This is a genomic window from Pseudomonas sp. s4 (assembly GCF_046764235.1).
Taxonomy (GTDB): Bacteria; Pseudomonadota; Gammaproteobacteria; order Pseudomonadales; family Pseudomonadaceae; genus Aquipseudomonas; species Aquipseudomonas asiatica.
Window position 1 is genome coordinate 514,935 of sequence record NZ_CP177209.1, and the last position, 26,278, is coordinate 541,212.

Genomic DNA, 26,278 nt, shown 5'->3' on the forward strand with positions numbered 1-26,278 from the left:
TGCACTAGAGGTGGTGAATGACAGCCAGATCCATGCGGCCATAGTCGGCGCTTTCGCCGTGCTCGCCGCGTGGTGGCATGTGGTGGGTTTTCATCACCTGCTCTCCCTGGACGGTCTCCAGGTGGATGTCGAAGCCCCACAGGCGGTGCAGGTGCTTGAGCACTTCATCGGTAGAATCGCCCAGCGGTTTGCGGTTGTGTTGCTGGTGACGCAAGGTCAGCGAGCGGTCGCCGCGGCGGTCAACGCTCCAGATCTGCACGTTCGGTTCGCGGTTGCCCAGGTTGTACTGCGCCGCCAGTAGTTCGCGAATGGTCCGGTAGCCGGCCTCGTCGTGGATGGCAGGTACATACAGGTCGTCGCGCTGGTCGTCATCGAGGATGCTGAACAGCTTCAGATCGCGAATGACCTTCGGCGACAGGTACTGCAGGATGAAGCTCTCGTCCTTGAAGCTGCTCATGGCGAACTTGATGGTAGAAAGCCAGTCGCTGCCGGCAATGTCGGGGAACCAGCGCCGATCTTCTTCGGTCGGGTTTTCGCACATGCGGCGGATGTCGGTATACATCGCAAAGCCCAGTGCGTAGGGGTTGATGCCGTTGTAGTAGGGGCTGTCGAAGCCGGGCTGGAATACCACGCTGGTGTGCGACTGCAGAAACTCCATCATGAAGCCTTCGGTGATCAGCCCCTCGTCGTACAGGTCGTTCATCAGTGTGTAGTGCCAGAACGTCGCCCAGCCTTCGTTCATCACTTGGGTCTGGCGCTGCGGGTAGAAATACTGGGCGATCTTGCGCACGATGCGCACCACTTCACGTTGCCAGGGCTCCAGCAGCGGGGCGTTCTTCTCGATGAAATACAGGATGTTTTCCTGCGGTTCGGCGGGGAAGCGCGCATCATCTCGCTCGTTACCCTTGTCGGCGCTCTTCGGAATGGTCCGCCAAAGGTCATTGATCTGCCGCTGCAGGTGCTCCTCGCGCTCCTTCTGCCGCCGCCGCTCCTCTTCGGCGGAAATCGGATAAGGCCGCTTGTAGCGGTCGACGCCGTAGTTCATGAGGGCATGGCAGGAGTCGATCAGGTCTTCCACGGCATCAATGCCATGGCGCTCTTCGCACTGGGCGATGTACTGCTTGGCGAACACCAGGTAGTCGATGATTGAACTGGCGTCGGTCCAGGTGCGGAACAGGTAGTTGCCCTTGAAGAAACTGTTATGGCCGTAACAGGCGTGGGCGATCACCAGTGCCTGCATGCACATGGTGTTTTCTTCCATCAGGTAGGCGATGCAGGGGTCGGAGTTGATCACGATCTCGTAGGCCAAGCCCATCTGGCCACGGCTGTAGGACTTCTCCGTGCTGAGGAACTGCTTGCCGTAGGACCAGTGGTGATAACCCAGCGGCATCCCGACCGAGGCGTAGGCGTCCATCATCTGCTCGGCGGTAATGACCTCGATCTGGTTGGGGTAGGTGTCCAGGGCGTAACGCTCGGCCAGGCGGCTGATTTCCCGGTCGTAGGTCTGGATCAGTTCGAACGTCCACTCGGACCCGGTGGAAATAGGTTGGCGTCTCTGTGCTCTGGCGGTCATGTGGCTAACCTGCGCTGGAAGAGTTCACGGAAGACCGGGTAGATATCGCCGGCCGATACCAACTGCTGCTGGGCGAACGTGTCGGGGAAGGCTTCGCCGATGCGCTCGTATTCGTACCACAGCGCCTGGTGTTCACGCGGGGTGATTTCAACGTAAGTGTAGTACTGCACATGCGGCATGATCTGCTTGGCCAGGATGTCACGGCAGATCGGCGAGTCGTCGTTCCAGTTGTCGCCGTCGGAGGCCTGGGCGGCGTAGATGTTCCAGTCGCTGGCCGGGTAGCGTTCGGCCATGACCTCCTGCATCAGCTTCAGCGCGCTGGAAACGATGGTGCCGCCGGTTTCCCGCGAATAGAAGAATTCTTCCTCGTCGACTTCACGAGCGCTGGTGTGGTGGCGGATGAACACCACTTCGATGCGGTCGTAGTTACGCTTGAGGAACAGGTACAGCAGGATGAAGAAGCGCTTGGCGATGTCCTTGGTGGCCTGGGTCATCGAGCCGGACACGTCCATCAGGCAGAACATCACAGCCTTGGAGCTGGGGTTGGGCTGCTTGACCAGCAGGTTGTACTTGAGGTCGAAGGTGTCGAGGAAGGGCAGGCGGTTGATGCGTGCCTTCAGGCGTTCGATCTCGTGTTCGACTTCCTGGATATCGGTGAAGTTGTCTGGCTCCTCGACCTTCAGTCGGGCGAGTTCCTTTTGCGCTTCGCGCAGCAGTGCGCGGCTGCTGCCGGTCAGGGCGATGCGCCGGGCATGGGCCGAACGCAGGGTGCGCACGATGTTGATGCGTGACGGGTTGCCTTCGTTGGCGATACCGGCGCGCACGGTCTTGAAAGTGTCGGCCCCGGTCAGGTGACGTTTGACCAGGTTGGGTAGCTCGAGGTCCTCGAACATGAACTCGAGGAATTCTTCCTGGGTGATCTGGAATACGAAGTCGTCCATGCCTTCGCCGGAGTTGCCGGCCTTGCCTCGGCCGCTGCCACCGCCACCGCCTTGTGGCCTGGGGATGTGTTCACCGGCGGTGAATTCCTTGTTGCCTGGGTGCACGATGGTCTGCTTGCCCCCGCGACCATGGTGCAGCACCGGTTCGTCGATGTCGCGCCCCGGAATGCTGATCTGCTCGCCATGTTCCATGTCCATGATGGAACGGCGGCTTACCGCCTCTTCGACGGCTTTCTTGATGTGTTCGCGGTACCGCCGCAGGAAGCGCTGGCGGTTCACCGTGCTCTTGTTCTTGCCGTTCAGGCGTCGATCTATAACGTAGCTCATGGTCCCTCCGGTAGCTGGGAACAGCTGCGCGCTTCAAGCTACGAGCTGCTGCACATAAAGGCAGCAAAGCAGCTGCCGCCGCCCAGGGCTGGCATGGCAGCCCTGGGCGCGCGGTGGGTAGCTTGTCGCTTTATTGCGATTTCCTGACCCGCAGGTACCATTCCGACAGCAGACGAACCTGTTTGTCGGTGTAGCCACGCTCTACCATACGCGTGACGAAGTCGTTGTGTTTCTGTTGGTCCTCCTTGCTTGCCTTGGCGTTGAAGCTGATGACCGGCAGCAGGTCTTCGGTGTTGGAGAACATTTTCTTCTCGATCACCACCCGCAGCTTTTCGTAGCTCAGCCAGCTCGGGTTCTTGCCGTTGTTGTTGGCGCGGGCGCGCAGCACGAAGTTGACGATTTCGTTGCGGAAATCTTTCGGGTTGCTGATGCCGGCCGGCTTCTCGATCTTCTCCAGTTCTTCGTTGAGGGCGATACGGTTGAGGATTTCGCCGGTTTCCGGGTCGCGGTATTCCTGGTCCTGAATCCAGAAGTCTGCATACAGCACGTAGCGGTCGAAGATGTTCTGGCCGTACTCGCTGTAGGACTCCAGGTAGGCGGTCTGGATTTCCTTGCCAATGAACTCGATATAGCGCGGGGCCAGGTACTCCTTCAGGTAGCGCAGGTAGCGTTCGCGCACTTCCGCCGGGAATTGTTCCTGCTCGATCTGCTGCTCCAGCACATAAAGCAGGTGCACCGGGTTGGCGGCCACTTCATGCGGATCGAAGTTGAACACCTTGGACAGGATCTTGAACGCGAAGCGGGTCGACAGGCCGTTCATGCCTTCGTCGACGCCGGCGGCATCGCGGTACTCCTGGATCGACTTGGCCTTCGGATCGGTGTCCTTGAGGTTTTCCCCGTCGTACACCCGCATCTTCGAGTAGATGTTGGAGTTTTCCGGCTCTTTCAGGCGCGACAGCACGGTGAACTGGGCGAGCATCTTCAGCGTATCTGGCGCGCAGTGCGCCTTGGCCAGCGAGCTGTTGATCAGCAGCTTGTCGTAGATCTTGATTTCGTCGCTGACGCGCAGGCAGTACGGCACCTTGACGATGTAGATCCGGTCGATGAACGCCTCGTTGTTCTTGTTGTTACGGAAGGTGTGCCACTCCGATTCGTTGGAGTGGGCCAGTAGAATCCCGGAGTAGGGGATGGCGCCGAGGCCTTCGGTACTGTTGTAGTTGCCTTCCTGGGTGGCGGTAAGCAACGGGTGCAGGACCTTGATCGGGGCCTTGAACATCTCGACGAATTCCATCAGGCCCTGGTTGGCCCGGCACAGCGCGCCCGAATAGGCATATGCGTCGGCGTCGTTCTGCGGGAATTCCTCGAGCTTGCGGATATCGACCTTGCCGACCAGGGCCGAAATGTCCTGGTTGTTCTCGTCGCCAGGTTCGGTCTTGGCGATGGCGATCTGGTTGAGGATCGACGGGTACAGCTTCACCACCTTGAACTTGCTGATGTCGCCGCCGAACTCCTGCAGGCGCTTGGTGGCCCAGGGCGACATGATGGTGTTCAGGTAGCGCCGCGGGATGCCGAACTCTTCCTCGAGAATGGCCCCGTCTTCGGTGGCATTGAACAGGCCCAATGGCGACTCGAATACCGGCGAGCCCTTGATGGCGTAGAACGGTACCTTTTCCATCAGCTGCTTGAGTTTTTCGGCCAGCGACGACTTACCGCCGCCCACCGGGCCCAGCAGATAGAGGATCTGTTTCTTTTCCTCCAGGCCTTGGGCGGCGTGGCGGAAGTAGGACACGATCTGGTCGATGCACTCTTCCATGCCATGGAAGTCGGCAAAGGCCGGATAGCGGCGGATAACCTTGTTGGAGAAGATTCGCGACAGTCTGGAGTTGGTTGAGGTGTCGATCAGCTCCGGCTCACCGATGGCCAGCAACAGCCGTTCGGCCGCCGATGCGTAGGCACTGCGATCCTCTTTGCACAGCTCGAGGTACTCCTGCAGCGAGAGTTCTTCCTGGCGCGTAGACTCGAAACGTTGTTGGAAGTGGCTAAAAATACTCATGACGTCACCTCGCTCGATACGTGGAGACGACGCCGGATCAGTCAGCTGATGCTGGCATGCAACCGGGGCTGCCGATTGCTGTATACCCCCCAGAACACCCTTTAACGCTACCGATGACCCGCACGCCGGTGTACCGGCTCTCCCCTTTTTCTGGATGGCCTGCGCTTAAGAATAGTTGGTTATCCGCAAGGTCAAGGGCGAGGCGTGGAGAAGTTGCGAACGACCGTTCGTCAGATAAGCCGCAAGCCCGCATGGGGCGCGGGCTGCAGTAAAAATGAAAAAATTATTCGGCAGTGCCCTGGGCGGTTTCGGCCGGGTAGGTGGCGCGCCACAGCTCAAAGCCGCCGTCGATGCTGTATACGTCCGAGAAACCCTGGTTCACCAGATAGGCCGCAGCGTTCTGGCTGGAATTGCCGTGGTAGCACACCACCAGGGTTGGGGCGTCGAGGTCGGCATTGCGGATGAACTCGGCGACAGAATGGTTATCCAGATGCTTGGCGCCAGTGATGTGGCCGGCGGCAAAGGCCTGCGGGTCGCGAATGTCGACGACTACCGCACCTTGCGCGCGAAGGGCCAGGGCCTGTTCGGGATGGATGCGCTTGAATTCGCTCATGGGTACGGCTTCCTTCAGGATTGATCGTTCAGTGTAGGCGTTTGGGTGGGGAGGCGTAAGTTGCCGTCGTCGCTGCAGTCACAGCGGTGGTATTCGCCGCTGTCGACGTTGTACAGGGTCATGGCACCGCCCCATACGCAACCGGTGTCCAGGGCGATGATGCCGGGCTCGTCGACCTGCCCCTGCAGGGCGGCCCAGTGGCCGAAGATGATCTTCACGTGGCGTGAGCGGCGGCCTTTGTGTGCGTACCAGGGCTTGTAGCCCTTGGGGGCGGTATCCAGGCCTTCCTTGCTCTTGAGGTCGAGCTTGCCCTCGGCGGTGCAGAAGCGCATGCGCGTGAGGCAGTTGGTGATGACCCGCAGGCGTTCGATGCCGGTGAGGCTCTTGCTCCACTTGTTCGGCTCGTTGCCGTACATGCCGTCCAGGTACAGTTTCAGGCGCTCATCGTCACGCAGCACTTCCTCTACCTCGGCGGCCAGTTCCAGGGCTTTGCCCAAGGTCCATTGCGGTGGAATACCGGCGTGAACCAGCGCAATGCCACGGGGTTCGTCGTAATGCAGCAGCTTTTGCTGGCGTAGCCAGTCGAACAGCTTATCGGCGTCCGGTGCTTCGATGATCTCGCGCAGTGTGTCGCTTTTCTTCAGGCGTTCGACGTTATGCCAGACGGCCAGCAGGTGCAGGTCATGGTTGCCTAGCACGCACACCAGCGACTGGCGGATCGAATAAAGGAAACGCAGGGTTTCCAGTGACTCGGGGCCGCGGTTGACCAGGTCGCCGACCAGCCACAGGTGGTCGACGGCGGGGTTGAAATTGACCCGTTCGAGCAGGCACTTGAGTGGCTGCAGGCAGCCCTGCAGGTCACCGACGGCATAGGTAGCCATCAGTGCAGCGCCCCGGGCACCGCCAGGCGGAAGGGGGCGATCTCGGCATCGAAGCGTTTGCCGTCTTCGGCGAACATCTGGTAGCTGCCCTGCATGGTGCCCACGCGGGTGCTGATGACCGCGCCGCTGCTGTAGGTATGGCTCTGGCCCGGGTCGATATTGGGCTGCTGGCCGACCACGCCGGCGCCACGCACCTCCTCGACCTCGCCGTCACCGTTGGTGATCAGCCAGTGGCGCGACAGCAGCTTGGCCTTGAGCGAGCCATTGTTCTGCACAGTGATGGTGTAGGCGAAAGCGAAACGACTGTTTTCGGGGTCGGATTGTTCTTTGAGGTAGCGGGTCACGACGCTAACGTCGATTTTATAGCGAGGGTCGGACATGCAAGGGCCTTGGGCAAACTGACGCAGTAATGCAGTCTAGGCCATTGGGAGGGGTGAGGGCCAGCGGTGAGGGGCTTGGGGGTTTGTGTTGTCTGTCCCGGCCCTTTCGCGGGTAAACCCGCTCCTACCTGGAGAGCATGGGTTTCAAGGTATGCACAGGACCTGTAGGAGCAGCCTTGTGCTGCGAAGAGGCCATTACTGTCGAAGAAAATCCTTCTTCGCAGCACAAGGCTGCTCCTACAAGGTACTACGCAGATTTTGAGGGCTGTGCAGTACCTGTGGGAGCGGGTTTGCCCGCGAAGAGGCCGGTACAGGCGATATCAGGCTTGCTGATCGGCCAACTGGTCAGCCAGGCGCACGAAGGCGGCCAGGTCCAGCTGTTCAGGGCGCAGGCTGCCATCCACGCCGGCAGCTTCGATGGCCGTGCTGTCGAGCAGGCCTTTCATGGTGTTGCGCAGGGTCTTGCGACGCTGGTTGAAGGCTTCGCGTACCACCTGCTCCAGCAGCTTTGCGTCCTTGGCCGGGTGTGGCAGCACTTCGTGCGGCACCAGGCGGACGATGGCCGAGTCCACTTTCGGCGGCGGGTTGAAGGCGCCCGGGCCAACGTTGAACAGGTGCTCGACCCGGCAGTGGTACTGCACCATTATCGACAGACGCCCCCAGTCACCACCGCCAGGGCCGGCGGCCATGCGCTCGACCACTTCCTTCTGCAGCATGAAGTGCATGTCGCGGATCAACCCGGCATGGCTGAGCAGGTGGAAGATCAGTGGGGTGGAAATGTTGTAGGGCAGGTTGCCCACCACCTTGAGGCTGCGCGGTGGCACGCCTAGCTGGTTGAAGTCGAACTTCAAGGCGTCGCCCTGGTGCAGGCGGAAATTGCTGCGGTCGGCGAACTTGTGCTGCAGGATCGGCACCAGGTCCTTGTCCAGTTCCACCACGTCCAGTTGTGCCCCGCTGCCCAGCAGGCCTTCGGTCAGGGCGCCCTGGCCGGGGCCGATTTCCAGCAGATGTTCGCCGGCCTTGGCGTTGATGGCACGCAGGATGCGGTCGATGATGCCGGCGTCGTGCAGGAAGTTCTGGCCGAAGCGCTTGCGCGCCCGGTGTTGGTATTGCTCGTTCATGGTCGGTTCTCGGCCATCTGGTAGGCGGTTTCCAGCGCGACGCGCAGGCTGCCGGTGTCGACCTTGCCGGTACCGGCCAGGTCGAGGGCGGTGCCGTGGTCGACCGACGTGCGGATGATCGGCAGGCCCAGGGTCACGTTGACCGCAGCGCCGAAGCCTTTGTACTTGAGTACGGGCAGGCCCTGGTCGTGGTACATCGCCAGCACCGCGTCGCAGTGCTCCAGATATTTGGGGGTAAACAGGGTATCGGCCGGCAGCGGCCCGCGCAGGTCCATGCCTTCGGTGCGCAGGCGGGCCAGGGTCGGCTCGATGATGTCGATTTCTTCGCGGCCCAGGTGGCCGCCCTCGCCCGCGTGTGGGTTGAGGCCGCACACTAGGATGCGCGGGTTGGCAATGCCGAACTTGTCGCGCATGTCGGCATGCAGGATACGGGTTACACGCTCGACGCGCTCGGCAGTGATGGCGTCGGCAATGTCGCGCAGCGGCAGGTGCGTGGTCACCAGGGCCACGCGCAGGCCACGGGTGGCCAGCATCATCACCACTTGTGCGGTGTGGGTCAGCTCGGCAAGGAATTCGGTATGCCCGGAGAAGGCGATACCGCTTTCGTTGATTACGCCCTTGTGTACAGGGGCGGTGATCATCCCGGCGAAATGCCCTTCCAGGCAGCCTTGCCCGGCACGGGTCAGGGTTTCCAACACAAACGCGGCATTGGCCTTGTCGAGCTGGCCCGGCACTACCGGGGCCGCCAGGGGGGTATCCCAGACGTACAGGCTACCCGCTGGCGCCGGCTGCTCGGGCCATAGGCCCGGCGCTACCGGCAGCAGGTTGACGGCCAGCCCCAGCTGCGTGGCCCGCTCGGCGAGCAGGTCACGGCTGGTGATGGCGATCAGGGGGTGGGGCTGGGCGTCTGCGGCGAGCAGCAGGCACAGGTCAGGGCCTATGCCGGCCGGCTCGCCGGGGGTGACGGCGAAGCGCAGGGGCTTCACTGGGCGGCCTGGTCAGCGCCAGGCAGCTTGATTTCAACGTAGGCCTCGTCGCGGATCTGGCGCAGCCAGGTCTGCAGCTCTTCGTCGTACTTGCGGTTGCGCAGTACGTTCATGGCCTGTTGCTCACGAGCCTGTTCGGTGCTGTCGGTGGCGCGACGGCCCAGCACTTCCAGGACATGCCAGCCGTACTGGGTCTTGAACGGACGGGTGACCTCGCCTTGGGCGGCGTTGGCCATCTGCTCGCGGAACTCCGGTACCAGGCTGTTCGGGTCAACCCAGTTGAGGTCGCCGCCGTTGAGCGCCGAACCCGGGTCTTCCGAGAAGCTCTTGGCCAGCTCACCGAAGTCTTCACCGTTCTTGATGCGCTCGTACAGGCGCTCGGCGAGTTGCTCGGTGGCCGCCTCGCTGCGGATCTCGCTCGGCTTGATCAGGATGTGGCGAACGTGCACTTCGTCACGCAGCACGTTCTCGCTGCCACCGCGCTTCTCCTCGAGCTTGAGGATGATGAAGCCGTTGGGGATGCGGATGGGCTGGGTAATTTCGCCAACCGGCATGCTGCTGAGCATCTTGGCGAAGTCTGGTGGCAGCTGGCCGGCTTTACGCCAGCCCATCTCGCCACCTTCCAGGGCGTTTTCGCTGGCGGAGCGGGCAATGGCCATCTGGGCGAAGTCCGCGCCCTGCTTGAGCTGCTGGTACACATCGCCAACCTGGCGCGCGGCGGCCTGGATGGCTTCCGAGTTGGCCGCTTCCGGGGTCGGGATCAGGATGTTGGCCAGGCGGTACTCTTCCGACATCTGCATCTTGCCAAGGTCGGAGTTGAGGAAGTTCTTCACTTCCTGCTCGGAGACCTGGATACGCTCGGCCACGCGGCGCTGGCGCACGCGGCTGATGATCATCTCGCGCTTGACCTGCTCGCGGGCGTCGTCGAACGACATGCCGTCACGAGCCAGGGCGGCGCGGAACTGGTCCAGCGACATACCATTGCGCTGGGCAATGGTGCCCATGGCCTGGTTCAGCTCTTCGTCGGTGATGCGGATGCCGGAACGCTCGCCGATCTGCAACTGCAGGTTCTCGACGATCAGGCGTTCCAGCACCTGCTGATCCAGCGCACCGGCAGGCGGCATGCCGCCGCCACGCTTGGCGATGGTTTGCTGGACCTCGCGGACACGCTGGTCCAGCTGGCTTTGCATGACCACGTCGTTGTCGACGATGGCCACCACGCGATCAAGAGGTTGTACCGCGGCATGCACCGCGCCACTCAGCAATGCAACGCCCAGCAACGCCGGGCGCAGTCGATCAATAAGCTTGGTCTTCACGTTCACGATAACCTTGAATGCCTTGGTCGAGGAAAGATTCGACCTTGTTGCCGACTACACCACCGAGGCCTTTCAGCACGATCTGAAGGAAGATGCCGTGGTCGCCTTTTTCGTTCTGCGGCAGGGCTTGGCTGAAGTCGTCGTAGTCGATCCAGTAACGGTTGATCAGGCGCAGCTTCCAGCAGCAGTTGTCGTACTCGAAACCGCCCATGGCTTCCAGGGTGCGGTTGCGGTTGTAGTCGTGCTGCCAGCGAGCGATGACGCTCCACTGCGGAACGATCGGCCAGATGACCGAGAAGTCATGCTGCTGGATCTTGTAGTAGTCCTTGATGTAGTTCGGGTCGCCCGGGTTGCCATAGTCGCCGCCGCCCACTTTCCAGGTACCGGTGGTGGAGTCGTAGGCGATGGTGTCGTTACGGTAGCGATAACCGAGGTTGACCACCTTGTTCGGGTTGTCTTCAGGCTGGTAGTGGAACATCGCGCTGCCCGAGCGGGTGCTGCGGCTGTCCGGGTCCCAGTTGAAGTCCGAATTGAAGCGCCAGTCGCGGTTGAAATAGTAGTTGTACAGCAGGGCGTACGGCGACACATCGGATTGCGCATCCTTGCGGTCGCGGTAGTCGATGCCTGGCAACTGGACCTTGCGGTCTTTGAAGTAGTAGGCCTGGCCGATACTGAAGTTCTGGCGCTCGAAGCCGTTTTCCTCGATCCAGCGGGTGGTCACGCCCAGCGACAGCTTGTTCTCGTCGCCGATGCGGTCGACACCGCTGAAGCGGTTGTCGCGGAATAGAGAGTCGTAGCTAAAGAGCGTCTCCCCAGAGTCAAACAGCGGGATGTCGACCTGGTCCTTGTATGGAACGTAGAGATAGAACAGGCGCGGTTCGAGGGTCTGCTTGTAGTTCGTGCCGAACATGGATGTGTTGCGGTCGAAGTACAGGCCACTGTCGACGCTGAAGATCGGAACGTCACGGTCCTGGTTGCTCTTGAAGTCACCGTAAAGATCGATCCGGCCCGGGTTATCGATCAGGTCTTGTTTGCCCTTGCTGTCCAGATCAAGGTCATAATGCGTGTACATGTACTTCAGCTTTGGCGTGATATAGCCATAGCTGGCTTCCATCGGCAGGCTGATCGACGGTGCGACATTGAAGCGGTTGCCCGTGGAGCGAGCTACGCCGAAGATATTTTCGTCGAGTCGTTTACCCGGCACGCCGCCAACGCTGGTGTCTGGGTTGCCATCTTCGTCGAAGACGAAGTCATCTTTCAGATTGCGATCAAAGCGTACTGCTTCCGTCTCGTAACCGAAGTTCAAGCCGCTAGGATGGAACGGCAGCGTACCGTTGAATGTGATTTGCGGCAGGCGATCGTACGGCGTGATCTGGGAGATGGTCGCCATTTCATGGGCATGCACGTTCAGTCGCGCGGTGTAGCTGTCGCCGCGCCAGGTCAGTGCACCCTGTTGATCCAGGATGTCCTTGCTTTCAACACCGATCTGATCAGACTCCAGGTCCTGGAAATAGAACGGGTCGCTGATGTCGGTGTAGTCCACCTCGGTCATCAGGCGCTCGTCCAGCCCGCCCTTGTGCTGCCAGTTGACCATCCAGCGCTGCTCTTTGTAGTCAGTCTGGTCTTTACGGTCGTCGTTCTTGTCGTTGAGGTACGCGCCACCGAACTGGCCTTCGCTGGAAGGCGTCAGATAGCGGAACTCGCCTTCCATCAGCAGGCCGCGCTTGGTCATGTAGCGCGGATACAACGTGGCATCGTAGTTCGGCGCCAGGTTGAAGTAGTACGGCGTGACCAGCATGAAGCCGGTATCGCTGGTGCTGCTGAACGATGGCGGCAGGAAGCCGGACTGGCGACGGTCGTCGATCGGGAAGTAGATGTACGGTGTGTAGAACACCGGGAAATCCTTGACCCGCAGCGTAACGTTGGTCGCGGTACCGAAACCGGTGGCCGGGTTCAGGGTGATGTTGTTGCCCTTCAGCTGCCAGGCGTTGCTGCCCGGTTCGCAGGTGGTGTACGTACCGTCCTTGAGGCGGATGATGGCGTTCTCGCCACGCTTGGCGTACAGGGCACTGCCGCGGATGTGCGACTTGTGCATCACGTATTCGGCGTTGTCGACCTGGGCCTCGCCCGTGTCGAGCTGGATCTGTGCCTCGTCACCGACCACCAGAGAACCGTTGTCACGGATCTTGACGTTGCCCTTGAGCTCGCCACGGTTTTCGGTCTGGTAGAGGTTGGCCTCGTCGGCCTCGGCCTGCATGCTGCCCTGGCGCATCACCACGTCACCGGCGAGGGTAGCGATCTGCTGCTCTTGCTGGTACTTGGATACCTTGGCGTTGATGTAGGTCGGCGACTCGTCCTTCGGCGTGGTGTCGGCCATGCCAGGGCGGGTTGGCTCGATGTAGGCGCCTCCGCAGTACGGGCCGGTTTCGGCCAACTGTGCGGCAGTGAGCTTTTCACGCGGAACCCAGTCCAGGTGGCTGTAGTCTTCGCTACGCGACTTCAGGCCACGGCCCTTGGCCTCGGTGACCAGCATCGGCCGGTCCGCGGTTTCGCCTTCGCTCGCGGCTTCGGTGCCGGTGCTGACGGCAGCACCCTCGTGCACCGGGCGCGGCGGCAGGTTGTTGGTTGGGGTCTTGGGCTTGCAGTCCCAACCACCGGAGGCGGACACTTGGCAGTCGAACTGTTCGGCTGCCACCACGTAAGACGTGGCCAGAGGTTGCAGGGCCAGCAGACCGCCGGTTACCAGCAACGGAAACTTTCTACGAAACGCGGGGGATTTCAATGCCATCTTATTAGTCCGGGCTTCCTGCGTGCCATCTGCCCGCGTGTGGGGCCGCACGCCTCTCGATGGTCTGAAAAAGATGCTGGATAATAAAGCATGACCCGCTTGACGGCTAGGGCCGTCGGAGACCCTTGTAATGCCTGAACACGATGTACGCCTGCAACAACTGACGGTCTGGCTCGATGAGCAGCTCAATGATCTTTTCCGGAAAAATGCCTGGGGCGACGTGCCTGCAGGCAGCTTGACCGCGGCCAGCAGCGACGCCAGCTTCCGCCGTTATTTCCGCTGGCAGGGTGCCGGCCACAGCTTCGTGATCATGGATGCACCACCTCCACAGGAAAACTGCCGACCGTTCGTCGCCATCGACCACCTGCTGGCCAGCGCCGACGTGCACGTGCCGCTGATCCATGCCCAGGACCTGGAACGTGGTTTCCTGCTGTTGGGTGACCTGGGCCACCAGACATACCTTGATATCATTGATGCGGACAACGCCGACGGCCTGTTCGCCGATGCCATCGACGCACTGCTGGCGTTTCAGCGCCTGCCGATGGACGCGCCGTTGCCCAGCTACGACGATGCGCTGTTGCGCCGTGAAGTTGAGTTGTTCCCGGAGTGGTACGTGGGTCGTGAGCTTGGCCTGGCCTTCAGCGATGCCCAGAAATCCACCTGGCAACGAATCAGCCAGCTGCTGATCGACAGCGCACTGGCCCAGCCCAAGGTGCTGGTGCACCGAGACTACATGCCGCGCAACCTCATGCAGAGCACGCCCAACCCCGGCGTGCTGGACTTCCAGGATGCCGTGTATGGCCCGGTCACCTACGACATCACCTGCCTGTTCAAGGACGCGTTCCTCAGCTGGCCGCAGGCGCGGGTCGAAGGCTGGCTGCGCGACTACTGGCAGAAGGCGCAGGCTGCCGGCATCCCGGTGCAGGCCGATTTCGAGGCGTTCCAGCGTGCCAGCGACCTGATGGGTGTACAGCGCCACCTGAAGGTGATCGGTATTTTCGCCCGTATCTGCCACCGTGACGGCAAACCCCGTTACCTGGGCGACGTACCGCGCTTCTTCGCCTATATAGAAGAAGTGATCAGCCGCCGGCCCGAATTGGCGGAGCTGGGTGAGCTGATTGCCGAGTTGCAGGCCGGAGCGCGTGCATGAAGGCAATGATCCTGGCAGCGGGCAAAGGCGAGCGCATGCGCCCGCTCACCCTGCACACCCCCAAACCGCTGGTCCCGGTCGCCGGCCAGCCATTGATCGAGTACCACCTGCGGGCCCTGGCTGCGGCGGGCGTCACCGAGGTGGTGATCAACCATGCCTGGCTCGGCCAGCAGATCGAGGACCACCTGGGTGACGGCAGCCGTTTCGGCCTGAGCATCCGCTATTCGCCCGAAGGAGAGCCGCTGGAAACCGGCGGTGGCATCTTCAAGGCCCTGCCATTGCTGGGTGACGCGCCGTTCCTGTTGGTGAACGGCGATGTCTGGACCGACTACGACTTCGCGCGCCTGCAGGCTCCCCTGCAAGGCCTGGCTCACCTAGTGCTGGTCGACAACCCAGGCCATCACGGCCGCGGCGACTTCCGCCTGGTGGGTGAGCGGGTGGTCGATGGTGATGATGCGCCTGGCACGCTGACCTTCAGTGGCCTTTCGGTGCTGCACCCGGCGCTGTTCGAAGGCTGCCAGCCTGGCGCCTTCAAGCTGGCGCCGTTGCTGCGTCAGGCCATGGCTGCGGGCCAGGTCAGTGGCGAGCACTACCGTGGGCACTGGGTTGATGTCGGTACGCTCGAACGCTTGGCCGAGGCCGAGCGCCTGATCCGCGAGCGTGCCTGACATGTGGTGGCCAAGCACGGTGATTGGTGTCGGTGCCGGCTTTGCCGTTGCCAGCATCCCCGGGGCCTTGCTCGGGGCGTTGCTCGGGCAGGCCATGGACCGTCGCCTGCGTTTGCAAGGCTGGGAGGACATGCGTGAACGCCTGGGTGGGCGCCCGGCGTTGCAGGACGACGAATTGCTGTTCGTGATGCTCGGGCGCCTGGCCAAGTGCGATGGCCGGGTGGGCGAGCAGCATATTCAGCAGGCGCGCCAGGAGATGGTGCGCCTGGACCTGGCCGAAGAGGCTCGGCTGCGTGCGATTGCTGCGTTCAACCGCGGCAAGGCGGGCAAGGACCGGCTGGGTGGGCACCTGCGGCGCATTCGCCAGCAGCCGCATGCGGCCGAAGGTACCCTGCGTGCCTGTTGGCGCATGGTCTGGGCCGACGGCAAGATGGGCAACAAGGAGCGTGAACTGCTGCTGGACTGGGGGCAGAAACTGGGCCTGAGCCGGCGGCAGGTGCAGGCCATGTCGCTGGAGTACGAACCACGCAAGGCGGCGGGGCCGGAAGGGGTCGCCATGACCTATGCGGCGGCGTTGCGCTTGCTGGCGGTCGAGGCGGATACCGATGGCGACAAGGTCAAGCAGGCGTATCGTCGGCTGGTCAGCCGGCACCACCCGGACAAGCTGGCGGGTACTGGTGCCAGTGAGTCGCAGGTGCGTGAAGCAACCGAGCGGACCCGGGAGCTGCATCAGGCTTATGCCATGATCCGCAAGCGGCGCGGGCTTTGATGGCCCTATCGCGGGCAAGCCAGCTCCCACAGGTATTGCACTGACCCTGAACACTGTGGTGTACCTGTGGGAGCTGGAGTGCCGGCGACAGGGCCATCATGGCAAACCTTACCCCTGCGGACTCATCCACCCCCGCACCCGGCGGAACAGTTGCTCCTGCTCGGCCGCCTTGTTCCCCGGCATGGCAATCAGCGACAACTGCCGGTACTTGTTGTCCTTCTGCCGCTTGCTGGCCTGCAGGCGCTGTGCGGCTGCATTGCGGTCACTGCTGCGGGTGGCGTAGTAGATGTCGGCAGTCGGCACTTTCAAGGTTGGCGCCAGGCTTTCCAGGTCATGCTCCACCCGTGCTGGTGTCTGCGCGGCAACCATTACCAGTTTCTGCACCTGTGGTGGCTGCCTCTCGCTCAGATAGCGGGCCGCCCAATATGCGCCGCTGCCATGGCCGATCAGCACGATGCTGCGGGCGTTGTGCTGCTGGGCAAAGGCCACCGCAGCATCCAGGCGGGCGAAAATGCGCTCGGCATCGGCTGGGTCGGTTTGTTCGCTGGCCTGTTTGGCGTCAGTGCTCTCTGCGGTGTCGGCATCGGCTGCGGTAGCCTGGGCGACGTTAGCATTGGCATCGGCCGGCATGTCCTTGGCCGGGGCGCTTTCGCCCTTGTCTGGCTCCGGCTCGGTAGCCGGCTTGGCCTCGACTCGCGCCTGCGGGCTGTCGGCGAGCAGGTCAGGCAGGCTGATGCTGAGGCTGTGCCAGCCGATATCGGGGAACTTCTGCCGCAGCGGGCCGACCGCATTCGGCCAGTCAGCCGTTTCGCCAGCCCCCGGGACGATGATGACCGCGCCCTGTGGATCGCTGTCGTTGGCTGGTTTCCACAAGGCCAGGAAGCTGTCGGCACCGGCCTGAAGGGTCTGCTGTTCGGCCTTGGGCACCAGCCGTTCAAGTGCCTGGGCATCCTCCTGGCTGCGTTCCAGCAGCGGCGGGCGAGGAGCTTGGGCAACGGGTGCCTCGGTGGTGGTGGATGGTTTTTCGGCATCGGCGGCCAGGGCGCCGAGTGGAAGGATCGAGGCCAGGCAGCACATTGCCAGCGTCGTGCGATAAAGTGTGGACATGAGTCAACCCGGGGCCAGAATGATACCGGCAGCCTAATGGTATTTGCCCGTGACGGCCATGCTGCATGGCCGCTTTGCCAAGACGAGCGTGTAGATGAAGCGAGTGCGTCGCCTGTTGGTTATCGGCTGCTTTTGGCTGCCCTTGATTGCATTGGCAAGGCCCGAAGCGGTGCCCACGGTTGCCCTGGAACCTGCCCAGCAGCAATGGCTGGATACACATCGTAGCCTGCGTGTCGGCCTGGTGTTGCAGGCGCCCTACGCTCAGTTCGACCGGCGCCTGCAGCAACTGTACGGTGCCAACGTGGAACTGGTGAGCAGCCTGGCGCAGGCGCTGCGGCTGGACCTTACCTGGCGCAACTTCGCCGACCAGGCCAGCCTCGAACATGCCCTCCAGGCCGGCGAAATCGACTTTGCCCCGGGGCTTACCCAGACCCCTGCCAGCCTGCGTCTGTGGCTGTTCAGCGACCCTTACATGCGCGTGCCGCAACTGGTGGTGGGGCCGCGCACCGGGACGATGGCCGTGGAACTGGAAACGCTCGGAGCCGAGCAGCGGGTGGCGGTGCGCATGCCCAGCCAGCTGGCGGACTACCTGCGCGGTAACTACAGCAACCTCAACCTGCAAGGGGTACCCAACGAGCGCGAGGCCCTGCAATTGGTGGTGGGCGGCCAGGCCAGTTTCGCCGTGCTGGATGAAGCTCAGCTCAGCCGCCTGTCGCGCGAAAGCGAGTTTGGCGAGCTGGCTGTGGTCGGCGATATCGGCCTGCCGCAACTGTTGCGCATCGGTTCGCGGCGCGACTGGCCGCTGCTGGCTGATGTGCTGGAGCGTGGCCTGCAGGCGCTGCCGGCCAAGGAACTTGAGCAACTGCACCAGCGTTGGCTGCAGCCAAAGTACCCACGCTTGAGCGAGTCGACAGGATTCTGGAAGAACCTGGCACTGCTGTTCGGCTTGCTGCTGTTGTGCGCGCTGGCCACCCTGGTGTGGCAGCGTCGGCAACAGCGCCAGCTGGAGCGCAGCCTGTTGGCCACGCGCGAAAGTCTTGTGGAGCGGCAAGTGCGCGAAGAAGCGTTGCGCCTGAGTCAGTTTGCCATCGACCAGAGCACGGTGGGCATCCTCTGGGTCAACTGGGACAGCCACGTACGCTACGCCAACCATGCCGCCGAGCGCATGCTGGGCTACGGCGAAGGCGCACTGCTGGAGCGGCCGCTGAGCGACTTTGAACCCAGCCTGACCATGGATCGCTGGCTGGAGCTGTGGAAGGGCGCACGTACCGGGGCGGGCGGTGTTGGTCAGTTCGAGACGCAGTGCCGCCGGGCTGACCGCAGCCTGTTGCCGGTCGAGCTGTCGCTGAGTTTTCTGCGCTTTCGTGACTCCGAGTACCTGGTTGTGTACCTCGCCGATGTCACCGAGCGCTACCGCGCCCTGGCGGCCCTGCGCGAAAGCGAGGCGCGGCTCAAGGGCATTGCCGGCAACGTGCCGGGGCTGGTGTTCCGCCTGGAGCGCGACCCGGCCGAGGGCGACCTGGAATTCCCCTACATCAGCGAAGGCAGCGAGGCCTTGGTGGGCTATTCGCCCAGTGAGATCCAGGACCCGCAGATGGGCCTGCGCAACCTGGTGCACCCTGAGGACCGTGCCGATTACCACCGGGTGCAGGACCTGGCCTTGGCCAGCGACCAGGACTGGTCCTGGCAGGGGCGCATCCTCACCCGCCAGGGTGAACAGCGCTGGGCCGACATCAAAGCCAGTACCCGGCGCCTGGGTAACGGCCGGGTGGTATGGGACGGTGTGGTTTGGGACATCACGCAGGGCAAGCGGGCCGAGCTGGCGCTGGCCAGGTCCCAGGAGCAGCTGCGCGAACTGTCGGCCCACCTGGAAAGCGTGCGTGAGGAAGAAAAAGCCCGCATCGCCCGAGAAGTGCACGATGAACTGGGGCAGATGCTGACCGTGCTCAAGCTGGAAGTGTCGATGTGCGAGCTGGCCTTCGCCGAGCTGGACCCGGGGCTGAACGAGCGGCTGGCCAGCATGAAGCGCCTGATCGCCCAGCTGTTCCAGCTGGTGCGCGACGTAGCCACTGCCTTGCGTCCTCCGATTCTCGATGCCGGCATCGCCTCGGCCATTGAATGGCAGGCGCGGCGCTTTGAAGCACGCACGCAAATCCCCTGCCTGGTGCAAGTACCGGATAATCTGCCAGCATTGAGCGATGCCAAGGCCATCGGGCTGTTCCGTATCCTCCAAGAGGCGCTGACCAACGTGATGCGCCATGCCCAGGCCCATAGCGTGGAGATCGAACTGGTGCGTGAGCACGGGCAATTGCGCATGACCGTCAGCGATGACGGCCAGGGCTTTTGCCGCGACCAGCCTCGGCCCACCTCGTTCGGCCTGGTAGGGGTACGTGAGCGGGTGCTGATGCTGGGCGGCAGCATGGCGCTGGACAGTGAACCGGGCGAAGGCACCAGCCTGAGCGTGGCCATACCGTTGGAGTAGGAGAGCGATCGTGATTCGAGTGCTGGTGGCCGAAGACCACACCATTGTCCGTGAGGGCATCAAGCAGTTGATTGGCCTGGCCAAGGACATGCAGGTGGCGGGGGAGGCCGGTAACGGTGAGCAGTTGCTGGAAACCCTGCGGCACACGCCGTGCGAGGTGGTGCTGCTGGATATCTCGATGCCGGGTGTGAATGGCCTGGAGGCGATCCCGCGGATCCGCGCGTTGCACGACGCCCCGGCGATCCTGATGCTGTCGATGCACGATGAAGCGCAGATGGCGGCGCGGGCGCTGAAGGCCGGGGCGGCGGGCTATGCCACCAAGGACAGCGACCCGGCGCTGTTGCTGACCGCAATTCGCCGGGTTGCCGCTGGCGGGCGTTATATCGACCCGGCGCTGGCCGACCGCATGGTCTTCGAAGTGGGCCTGACGGAGTCGCGGCCATTGCACACGCTGCTGTCCGAGCGGGAGTTTTCGGTGTTCGAACGCCTGGCCCAGGGCGCCAACGTCAACGACATCGCCCAGCAACTGGCGCTGTCGAGCAAGACCATCAGCACCCACAAGGCGCGCCTGATGCAGAAGCTGAAAGTGAACTCGCTGGCTGAGCTGGTGAAGTACGCCATGGAGCACAAGCTGGTCTGATTGCGACATGCCTGTTCTCGGAACTTGCCGAGGTCCCTGTGGGAGCGGGCGTGCCCGCGAAAGGGCCTGACATGCCGATCTCTATGGCTGAACCGGCCCCTTCGCGGGCATGCCCGCTCCCACAGGTTGGGCGGGTGGCTCGGATGAGCATTCCAAACCCGCCATCTTTGTAGGGGAATCCCTACAACAAATCTTCCATCCGGATGATGGCATTCTCTCAGCACCCCCGATTTTCCGGCGCTTGCCGCTTGTCTAGTCTATGCCTACGCAGTCATCCAACAAGAAGGTGCAGGCATGAGCGAGGCGAAGTCGAACGCTGCAACCAGCGAAACGCTGGTCAGCTTCCGTGGTGTGCAGAAGAGCTACGACGGCGAGTCGCTGATCGTCAAAGACCTCAATCTGGATATTCGCAAGGGCGAGTTCCTTACCCTGCTTGGCCCGTCCGGCTCGGGCAAGACCACCAGCCTGATGATGCTGGCTGGCTTCGAAACCCCCACCGCCGGTGAAATCCAGCTGGCCGGGCGTTCGATCAACAACGTGCCGCCGCACAAACGCGACATCGGCATGGTGTTCCAGAACTACGCGCTGTTCCCGCACATGACCGTGGCCGAGAACCTGGCCTTCCCGCTGACCGTGCGCAACCTGAGCAAGACCGACATCAGCGAGCGGGTCAAGCGGGTGCTGAACATGGTCCAGCTCGATGCCTTCGCCAAGCGTTACCCCGGCCAGCTGTCCGGCGGCCAGCAGCAGCGTGTGGCCCTGGCCCGGGCACTGGTGTTCGAGCCGCAGCTGGTTCTGATGGACGAACCGCTGGGCGCGCTGGACAAGCAGCTGCGCGAGCACATGCAGATGGAGATCAAGCACATCCACCAGCGCCTGGGCGTGACCGTGGTGTACGTGACCCACGACCAGGGCGAAGCGCTGACCATGTCCGACCGGGTGGCCGTGTTCCATCAGGGCGAAATCCAGCAAATCGCCGACCCGCGCACGCTGTACGAAGAACCCTGCAACACCTTCGTCGCCAACTTCATCGGCGAGAACAACCGCATCAACGGCACCTTGTTGGCCAGTGATGGCAAGCGCTGCCAGGTGCAGTTGCCGCGTGGCGAGCGGGTCGAGGCGCTGGCGGTGAATGTCGGCCAGGCCGGCGAGCCGGTGACCCTGTCGATCCGCCCGGAGCGCGTGCGCCTGAATGGCCACAGCGAAAGCTGTGTTAACCGTTTCTCGGGCCGGGTGGCGGAATTCATTTACCTGGGCGACCACGTGCGGGTGCGCCTGGAAGTTTGCGGCAAGGGCGATTTCTTCGTGAAACAGCCGATTGCCGAGCTCGACCCGGCCCTGGCCGTGGGCGATGTGGTACCGCTGGGCTGGGAGGTGGAGCACGCCCGCGCGCTCGATCCGATTGCCGAAGCCCATTGATGGATTGCTTCACCAACCCTGTACTGTGGAGAGAATAATAATGCGCAAGCAGTTGAAACTGACCGCCCTGGCCCTGGGGCTGTTCGCCGCTGGCCAGGCCATGGCCGCAGACCTGACTGTTGTCTCGTTTGGTGGTGCCAACAAGGCGGCCCAGGTGAAGGCGTTCTACGAACCGTGGGAGAAGGCCGGCAAGGGCAAGATCATCGCAGGCGAGTACAACGGCGAGATGGCCAAGGTCAAAGCCATGGTCGACACCAAGAGCGTGTCGTGGAACCTGGTGGAAGTGGAGTCGCCAGAGTTGGCCCGTGGCTGTGACGAGGGCATGTTCGAAGAACTCGACCCGGCCCTGTTCGGTAATGAGGCCGACTATGTGCCGGGTGCCATTCAGCCATGTGGTGTTGGCTTCTTCGTATGGTCCACGGTGCTGGCCTACAACGCCGACAAGCTGAAGACCGCACCGACCAGCTGGGCCGATTTCTGGGATACCAAGAAATTCCCGGGTAAGCGCGGCCTGCGCAAGGGCGCCAAGTACACCCTGGAATTCGCCCTGATGGCCGACGGTGTGGCGCCGAAGGATGTGTACCAGGTGCTGGGCACCAAAGAGGGCGTGGACCGCGCCTTCAAGAAGCTCGACGAACTCAAGCCAAGCATCCAGTGGTGGGAAGCCGGCGCCCAGCCGCCGCAGTACCTGGCCTCGGGTGACGTGGTCATGAGCTCTGCCTACAACGGCCGCATCGCTGCGGTGCAGAAAGAGAGCAACCTGAAGGTGGTGTGGAACGGCGGCATCTACGACTTCGATGCCTGGGCCATCCCGAAAGGTGCCAAGGATGTCGAGGAAGCGAAGAAATTCATCGCCTTCAGCGTGCAGCCAGAGCAGCAGAAGACCTACTCCGAGAACATCGCCTACGGCCCGGCCAATTCCAAGGCCGTGAGCCTGCTGTCGGACGCTGTGAAGAAGGACATGCCGACCACGCCTGAAAACATCGCCAACCAGGTGCAGATCGATGTGGCCTTCTGGGCCGACAACAGCGAGCAGCTGGAGCAGCGCTTCAACGCCTGGGCGGCGAAGAAGTAAACGACCAGTGTAGGGGGCCGCTTTGCGGCCCATCGCCGGCAAGCCAGCTCCCACAGGGGGCCGCTCTAGAGCCAGCGCAGTATCTGTAGGAGCTGGCTTGCCTGCGATGGGCTGCGCAGCAGCCCCATTTTCAGTTCGTATCGCGGAGTTCGCCATGGCCATTGCAGTGCCCCTCAAAGAAGGCGCAGGTCCAAGTCTCAAGCAGCGCCTCAAGCATGCCGAGCGGGTCAACCGCTGGAAGGCGCAGGCGTTGATCGCGCCGCTGGCGCTGTTTCTCCTGCTGGTGTTCCTGGTGCCTATTGCGGCGCTGCTGTACAAGAGCGTCGGCAACCCGGAAGTGGTTGGCGGCTTGCCGCGCACCGTTGGCGTCATCACCCAGTGGGATGGCAAGAGCCTGCCGGGCGAGGACGTTTACAAGGCGTTGAGCCAGGATTTGGCCGAATCGCGCAAGAACCAGACCTTGGGCGACCTTTCCAAGCGCCTGAACATGGAGCTCGCCGGTTACCGCAGCCTGTTGGCAAAGACCGCGCGGGCGCTGCCGTTCAAGAGCGAACCCGCTTCGTATAAAGATGCCTTGCAGGCTCTCGACGAGCGTTGGGGCGACCCGGCCTACTGGCAGGCAATCCGCCGCAACACCAGTACGGTCACCTCTTTCTACCTGCTGGCTTCGCTCGACCACCGTATCGATGACCTTGGCGAACTGGCCAAGGCCACCCCGGACCAGGCCATTTACCTGGACATCTTCGCCCGCACCCTGTGGATGGGTGTGGTGATTACCGCAATCTGCCTGGTGCTGGCCTACCCGCTGGCGTACCTGCTGGCCAACCTGCCGACCCGGCAGAGCAACCTGCTGATGATTCTGGTGCTGCTGCCGTTCTGGACCTCGATCCTGGTGCGGGTGGCGGCGTGGATCGTGCTGCTGCAGTCGGGCGGCCTGATCAACAGCGCGCTGATGGCCATGGGCATCATCGACCAGCCGCTGGAACTGGTGTTCAACCGCACCGGCGTGTACATCTCGATGGTGCACATCCTGTTGCCTTTCATGATCCTGCCGCTGTACAGCGTGATGAAGGGCATTTCGCCGAGCTACATGCGTGCGGCGATCTCGCTGGGCTGCCACCCGTTCGCCAGTTTCTGGCGGGTCTACTTCCCGCAGACCTACGCCGGGGTTGGCGCTGGTTGCCTGCTGGTGTTCATTCTGGCCATCGGCTACTACATCACCCCGGCACTGCTGGGCAGCCCGAATGACCAGATGGTCAGCTACTTCGTGGCCTTCTACACCAACACCAGCATCAACTGGGGCATGGCCACCGCGCTTGGCGGGCTGTTGCTGCTGGCGACCGTGCTGTTGTACCTGATCTATAGCTGGCTGGTCGGCGCCAGCCGCCTGCGCCTGAGCTGAGGAGCCTTGTCATGCTGAGCCCTTACATGTCGCCCGTGGAGCGGGTGTGGTTCTACAGCCTGCGCATTCTTTGCGGCTTGATCCTGCTGTTCCTCATACTGCCGGTCCTGGTGATAGTGCCGCTGTCGTTCAACAGTGGCAGCTTCCTGGTGTACCCGCTGCAGGGCTTCTCGCTGCAGTGGTACCAGGACTTCTTCGGTTCGGCCGAGTGGATGCGGGCCTTGAAGAACAGCATCATCGTCGCCCCGGCAGCCACGGTGCTGGCCATGGTGTTCGGCACCCTGGCGGCCATCGGCCTGACCCGTGGCGACTTCCCGGGCAAGTCGCTGGTGATGGCGCTGGTGATTTCGCCGATGGTGGTGCCGGTGGTGATCATCGGTGTGGCCAGCTACCTGTTCTTCGCCCCGCTGGGCATGGGCAACAGCTTCACCTCGCTGATTCTGGTGCATGCGGTACTCGGCGTGCCGTTCGTGATCATTACCGTGTCGGCGACCTTGCAGGGCTTCAACTACAACCTGGTGCGTGCGGCAGCCAGCCTGGGCGCCTCGCCACTGCTGACTTTCCGCCGGGTAACCCTGCCGTTGATCGCGCCCGGGGTGATTTCGGGGGCGTTGTTCGCCTTTGCCACGTCGTTTGACGAAGTAGTGGTGACCCTTTTCCTGGCCGGGCCGGAGCAGGCGACCCTGCCGCGACAGATGTTCAGTGGTATTCGCGAGAACCTGAGCCCGACCATTGCCGCGGCGGCGACCTTGCTGATTGCCTTCTCGGTAGTGTTGCTGCTGACCCTGGAATGGTTGCGTGGGCGTAGCGAGAAGCTGAGGACCCAGCAGCCGACTTGATTAGTAGCTCAAGGCCTGCGCATTACCCTTGTAGGAGCAGCCTTGTGCTGCGAAGAGGCCGGTAAGACAAAAGCTATTCTTCGGCCCTACCGGCCTCTTCGCAGCACAAGGCTGCTCCTACAGACGCGAAGAGGCCGGTACAGGTTGATGCTAATCAGCCTTCATCCGCTTCCCTGGGTTACAATGCGCGCCACCGTGATTCTGCCAACAGGTGCGCCATGCAGCCCTACGCTATTGCCCCCTCCATTCTCTCCGCCGATTTCGCCCGTCTGGGCGAGGACGTCGACAAGGTATTGGCCGCGGGTGCCGACATCGTCCACTTCGATGTGATGGACAACCACTACGTCCCCAACCTGACCATCGGTCCGATGGTCTGCACCGCTTTGCGCAAGTACGGCGTCACCGCCACGATCGACGTGCACCTGATGGTCAGCCCGGTCGACCGCATCATCGGCGACTTCATCGAAGCTGGTGCCACCTACATCACCTTCCACCCGGAAGCCTCGCAGCACATCGACCGTTCTCTGCAGTTGATCAAGGACGGTGGTTGCAAGGCCGGTCTGGTGTTCAACCCGGCCACCAGCCTGGATGCCTTGAAGTATGTGATGGACAAGATCGACATGGTGCTGCTGATGAGCGTCAACCCGGGCTTTGGCGGGCAGAAGTTCATCCCTGGCACCCTCGACAAGCTGCGCGAGGCGCGTGCGCTGATCGACGCCAGCGGCCGTGATATCCGCCTGGAAATCGACGGTGGCGTCAACGTCAACAACATCCGCGAAATCGCTGCCGCTGGCGCCGACACTTTCGTGGCCGGCTCGGCGATCTTCAACGCCCCGGATTACCAGGAAGTAATCGCCAGGATGCGCGCCGAACTGGCTCAGGCCCGCCCATGAGCGGCTTCGAGCAGCTGTTCCCCGGGACGCTGCCCAGGCTGGTGATGTTCGATCTGGACGGTACCCTGATCGATTCCGTGCCAGACCTGGCCGCCGCCGTGGACCGCATGCTGCTCGAACTGGGGCGCCCGCCTGCCGGCCTGGAGGCGGTGCGCCACTGGGTGGGCAACGGTGCCCAGGTGCTGGTGCGCCGGGCGCTGGCCGGCGGCATCGACCACGCTGCCGTGGAAGATGCGCTGGCCGACCAGGCGCTGGCGCTGTTCATGGACGCCTATGCCGAAAGCCACGAACTGACCGTGGTCTACCCCGGTGTGCAGGACACCCTGCGCTGGCTGCGCAAGCAGGGCGTGGAGATGGCTCTGATCACCAACAAGCCCGAGCGCTTCGTTGGCCCGCTGCTGGACCAGATGAAGATCGGCAACTACTTCCGCTGGATCATCGGTGGCGACACTCTGCCGCAGAAAAAGCCCGACCCTGCGGCGTTGCTGTTCGTCATGCAGATGGCCGGTGTCACCCCGCAGCAGTCGCTGTTTGTCGGCGATTCACGCAGTGACGTGCTGGCGGCCAAGGCGGCTGGCGTGCAGTGCGTCGGCCTGACCTACGGCTACAACCATGGCCGGCCGATCCACGACGAATCCCCCAGTCTGGTGATCGACGACCTGCGTGCATTGCTGCCCGGTTGCGCAGACCCGGCCACTGGGATAACGTTGGCGGACCTTCAAGCCTCACAAGACAGAGAGTCCACCGTGGCGGTTACCGGCAAATTCTGGATGAAAGTCATCAAGGCCTTGGCCCGTTGGCGTTGGCGCGCCTGACTTCAGCCTGCCGGCGCGTGCCGGCCCGTCCGTTTGCCTG

At 62.6% G+C, this 26,278-nt stretch carries 22 protein-coding genes; 11 read left to right on the forward strand and 11 right to left on the reverse strand.

Annotated features, from left to right (window positions below):
• Positions 1-4: 4 nt before the first annotated feature.
• The 10 genes from ACK56M_RS02330 to ACK56M_RS02375 form a co-directional block, all read right to left on the reverse strand.
• The gene (locus ACK56M_RS02330) at positions 5-1,573 is read right to left on the reverse strand and encodes a SpoVR family protein (RefSeq protein WP_013970585.1); all 1,569 of its coding nucleotides are present in this window, start codon (positions 1,571-1,573) and stop codon (positions 5-7) included.
• Positions 1,570-2,841 carry a YeaH/YhbH family protein gene (locus tag ACK56M_RS02335; RefSeq protein WP_013970586.1) on the reverse strand — a complete coding sequence of 424 codons (1,272 nt, stop codon included), beginning with the start codon at positions 2,839-2,841 and terminating at the stop codon, positions 1,570-1,572. Before ACK56M_RS02335 ends, ACK56M_RS02330 begins: the two co-directional genes overlap by 4 nt.
• A 130-nt stretch (positions 2,842-2,971) precedes the next feature.
• Positions 2,972-4,894, reverse strand: a complete 1,923-nt coding sequence (locus tag ACK56M_RS02340) for a PrkA family serine protein kinase (protein ID WP_015268718.1) — start codon at positions 4,892-4,894, stop codon at positions 2,972-2,974.
• Between the two features lie 283 nt (positions 4,895-5,177).
• Positions 5,178-5,507, reverse strand: coding sequence for a thiosulfate sulfurtransferase GlpE (gene glpE, locus ACK56M_RS02345; protein ID WP_100413378.1), 330 nt, complete (start codon positions 5,505-5,507; stop codon positions 5,178-5,180).
• 14 nt (positions 5,508-5,521) lie between these two features.
• Positions 5,522-6,388, reverse strand: a complete 867-nt coding sequence (locus tag ACK56M_RS02350) for a symmetrical bis(5'-nucleosyl)-tetraphosphatase (protein ID WP_100413377.1) — start codon at positions 6,386-6,388, stop codon at positions 5,522-5,524.
• Positions 6,388-6,768: a Co2+/Mg2+ efflux protein ApaG gene (apaG, locus tag ACK56M_RS02355; RefSeq protein ID WP_013970590.1), complete on the reverse strand. Its 381-nt coding sequence runs from the start codon at positions 6,766-6,768 to the stop codon at positions 6,388-6,390. The genes ACK56M_RS02350 and apaG overlap by 1 nt, the downstream gene beginning before the upstream one ends.
• 320 nt (positions 6,769-7,088) lie before the next feature.
• Positions 7,089-7,889 (reverse strand): 16S rRNA (adenine(1518)-N(6)/adenine(1519)-N(6))-dimethyltransferase RsmA, encoded by an 801-nt coding sequence (gene rsmA, locus ACK56M_RS02360; RefSeq protein ID WP_100413376.1) that lies wholly within the window; start codon positions 7,887-7,889, stop codon positions 7,089-7,091.
• Complete coding sequence (pdxA, locus tag ACK56M_RS02365; protein ID WP_038408583.1) at positions 7,886-8,875, reverse strand: 4-hydroxythreonine-4-phosphate dehydrogenase PdxA; 990 nt, start codon at positions 8,873-8,875, stop codon at positions 7,886-7,888. The genes rsmA and pdxA overlap by 4 nt, the downstream gene beginning before the upstream one ends.
• The gene (locus ACK56M_RS02370) at positions 8,872-10,191 is read right to left on the reverse strand and encodes a peptidylprolyl isomerase (protein ID WP_054573706.1); all 1,320 of its coding nucleotides are present in this window, start codon (positions 10,189-10,191) and stop codon (positions 8,872-8,874) included. Before ACK56M_RS02370 ends, pdxA begins: the two co-directional genes overlap by 4 nt.
• On the reverse strand, positions 10,172-12,979 hold the full coding sequence (locus ACK56M_RS02375) for an LPS-assembly protein LptD (RefSeq protein ID WP_102084038.1): 2,808 nt from the start codon (positions 12,977-12,979) through the stop codon (positions 10,172-10,174). Before ACK56M_RS02375 ends, ACK56M_RS02370 begins: the two co-directional genes overlap by 20 nt.
• Positions 12,980-13,109: 130 nt before the next feature.
• Between ACK56M_RS02375 and ACK56M_RS02380 the strand changes: the two genes are divergently transcribed.
• The 3 genes from ACK56M_RS02380 to ACK56M_RS02390 are packed head-to-tail and all read left to right on the forward strand — an operon-like array spanning position 13,110 to position 15,566.
• Positions 13,110-14,129 (forward strand): aminoglycoside phosphotransferase family protein, encoded by a 1,020-nt coding sequence (locus tag ACK56M_RS02380; protein ID WP_015268724.1) that lies wholly within the window; start codon positions 13,110-13,112, stop codon positions 14,127-14,129.
• Positions 14,126-14,797: an N-acetylmuramate alpha-1-phosphate uridylyltransferase MurU gene (gene murU / locus ACK56M_RS02385; RefSeq protein ID WP_015268725.1), complete on the forward strand. Its 672-nt coding sequence runs from the start codon at positions 14,126-14,128 to the stop codon at positions 14,795-14,797. The genes ACK56M_RS02380 and murU overlap by 4 nt, the downstream gene beginning before the upstream one ends.
• Before the next feature lies 1 nt (position 14,798).
• Positions 14,799-15,566, forward strand: a complete 768-nt coding sequence (locus ACK56M_RS02390) for a TerB family tellurite resistance protein (RefSeq protein WP_015268726.1) — start codon at positions 14,799-14,801, stop codon at positions 15,564-15,566.
• Positions 15,567-15,674: 108 nt separating this feature from the next.
• Here the strand turns inward: ACK56M_RS02390 and ACK56M_RS02395 are convergent, their stop codons facing one another.
• Positions 15,675-16,673 carry an alpha/beta hydrolase family protein gene (locus tag ACK56M_RS02395; RefSeq protein WP_054573709.1) on the reverse strand — a complete coding sequence of 333 codons (999 nt, stop codon included), beginning with the start codon at positions 16,671-16,673 and terminating at the stop codon, positions 15,675-15,677.
• A gap of 94 nt (positions 16,674-16,767) precedes the next feature.
• Between ACK56M_RS02395 and ACK56M_RS02400 the strand changes: the two genes are divergently transcribed.
• From ACK56M_RS02400 to ACK56M_RS02435, 8 genes are all read left to right on the forward strand, one after another.
• Entirely contained in the window at positions 16,768-19,155 is a 2,388-nt protein-coding gene (locus ACK56M_RS02400) for a PAS domain S-box protein (RefSeq protein WP_100413372.1), read from the forward strand.
• Positions 19,156-19,162: 7 nt separating this feature from the next.
• On the forward strand, positions 19,163-19,795 hold the full coding sequence (locus ACK56M_RS02405) for a response regulator transcription factor (RefSeq protein ID WP_170929296.1): 633 nt from the start codon (positions 19,163-19,165) through the stop codon (positions 19,793-19,795).
• A gap of 294 nt (positions 19,796-20,089) precedes the next feature.
• Positions 20,090-21,214, forward strand: coding sequence for an ABC transporter ATP-binding protein (locus tag ACK56M_RS02410; protein ID WP_012270208.1), 1,125 nt, complete (start codon positions 20,090-20,092; stop codon positions 21,212-21,214).
• 40 nt (positions 21,215-21,254) lie between these two features.
• Positions 21,255-22,289: an ABC transporter substrate-binding protein gene (locus ACK56M_RS02415; protein ID WP_015268730.1), complete on the forward strand. Its 1,035-nt coding sequence runs from the start codon at positions 21,255-21,257 to the stop codon at positions 22,287-22,289.
• A gap of 154 nt (positions 22,290-22,443) precedes the next feature.
• The gene (locus ACK56M_RS02420; protein WP_013970602.1) at positions 22,444-23,691 is read left to right on the forward strand and encodes an ABC transporter permease; all 1,248 of its coding nucleotides are present in this window, start codon (positions 22,444-22,446) and stop codon (positions 23,689-23,691) included.
• An 11-nt stretch (positions 23,692-23,702) separates the two neighbouring features.
• On the forward strand, positions 23,703-24,530 hold the full coding sequence (locus tag ACK56M_RS02425) for an ABC transporter permease (RefSeq protein WP_015268731.1): 828 nt from the start codon (positions 23,703-23,705) through the stop codon (positions 24,528-24,530).
• Positions 24,531-24,748: 218 nt separating this feature from the next.
• The gene (rpe, locus tag ACK56M_RS02430) at positions 24,749-25,423 is read left to right on the forward strand and encodes a ribulose-phosphate 3-epimerase (protein ID WP_411959243.1); all 675 of its coding nucleotides are present in this window, start codon (positions 24,749-24,751) and stop codon (positions 25,421-25,423) included.
• Positions 25,420-26,238 (forward strand): phosphoglycolate phosphatase, encoded by an 819-nt coding sequence (locus tag ACK56M_RS02435; protein ID WP_013970605.1) that lies wholly within the window; start codon positions 25,420-25,422, stop codon positions 26,236-26,238. Before rpe ends, ACK56M_RS02435 begins: the two co-directional genes overlap by 4 nt.
• Positions 26,239-26,278: the final 40 nt, after the last annotated feature.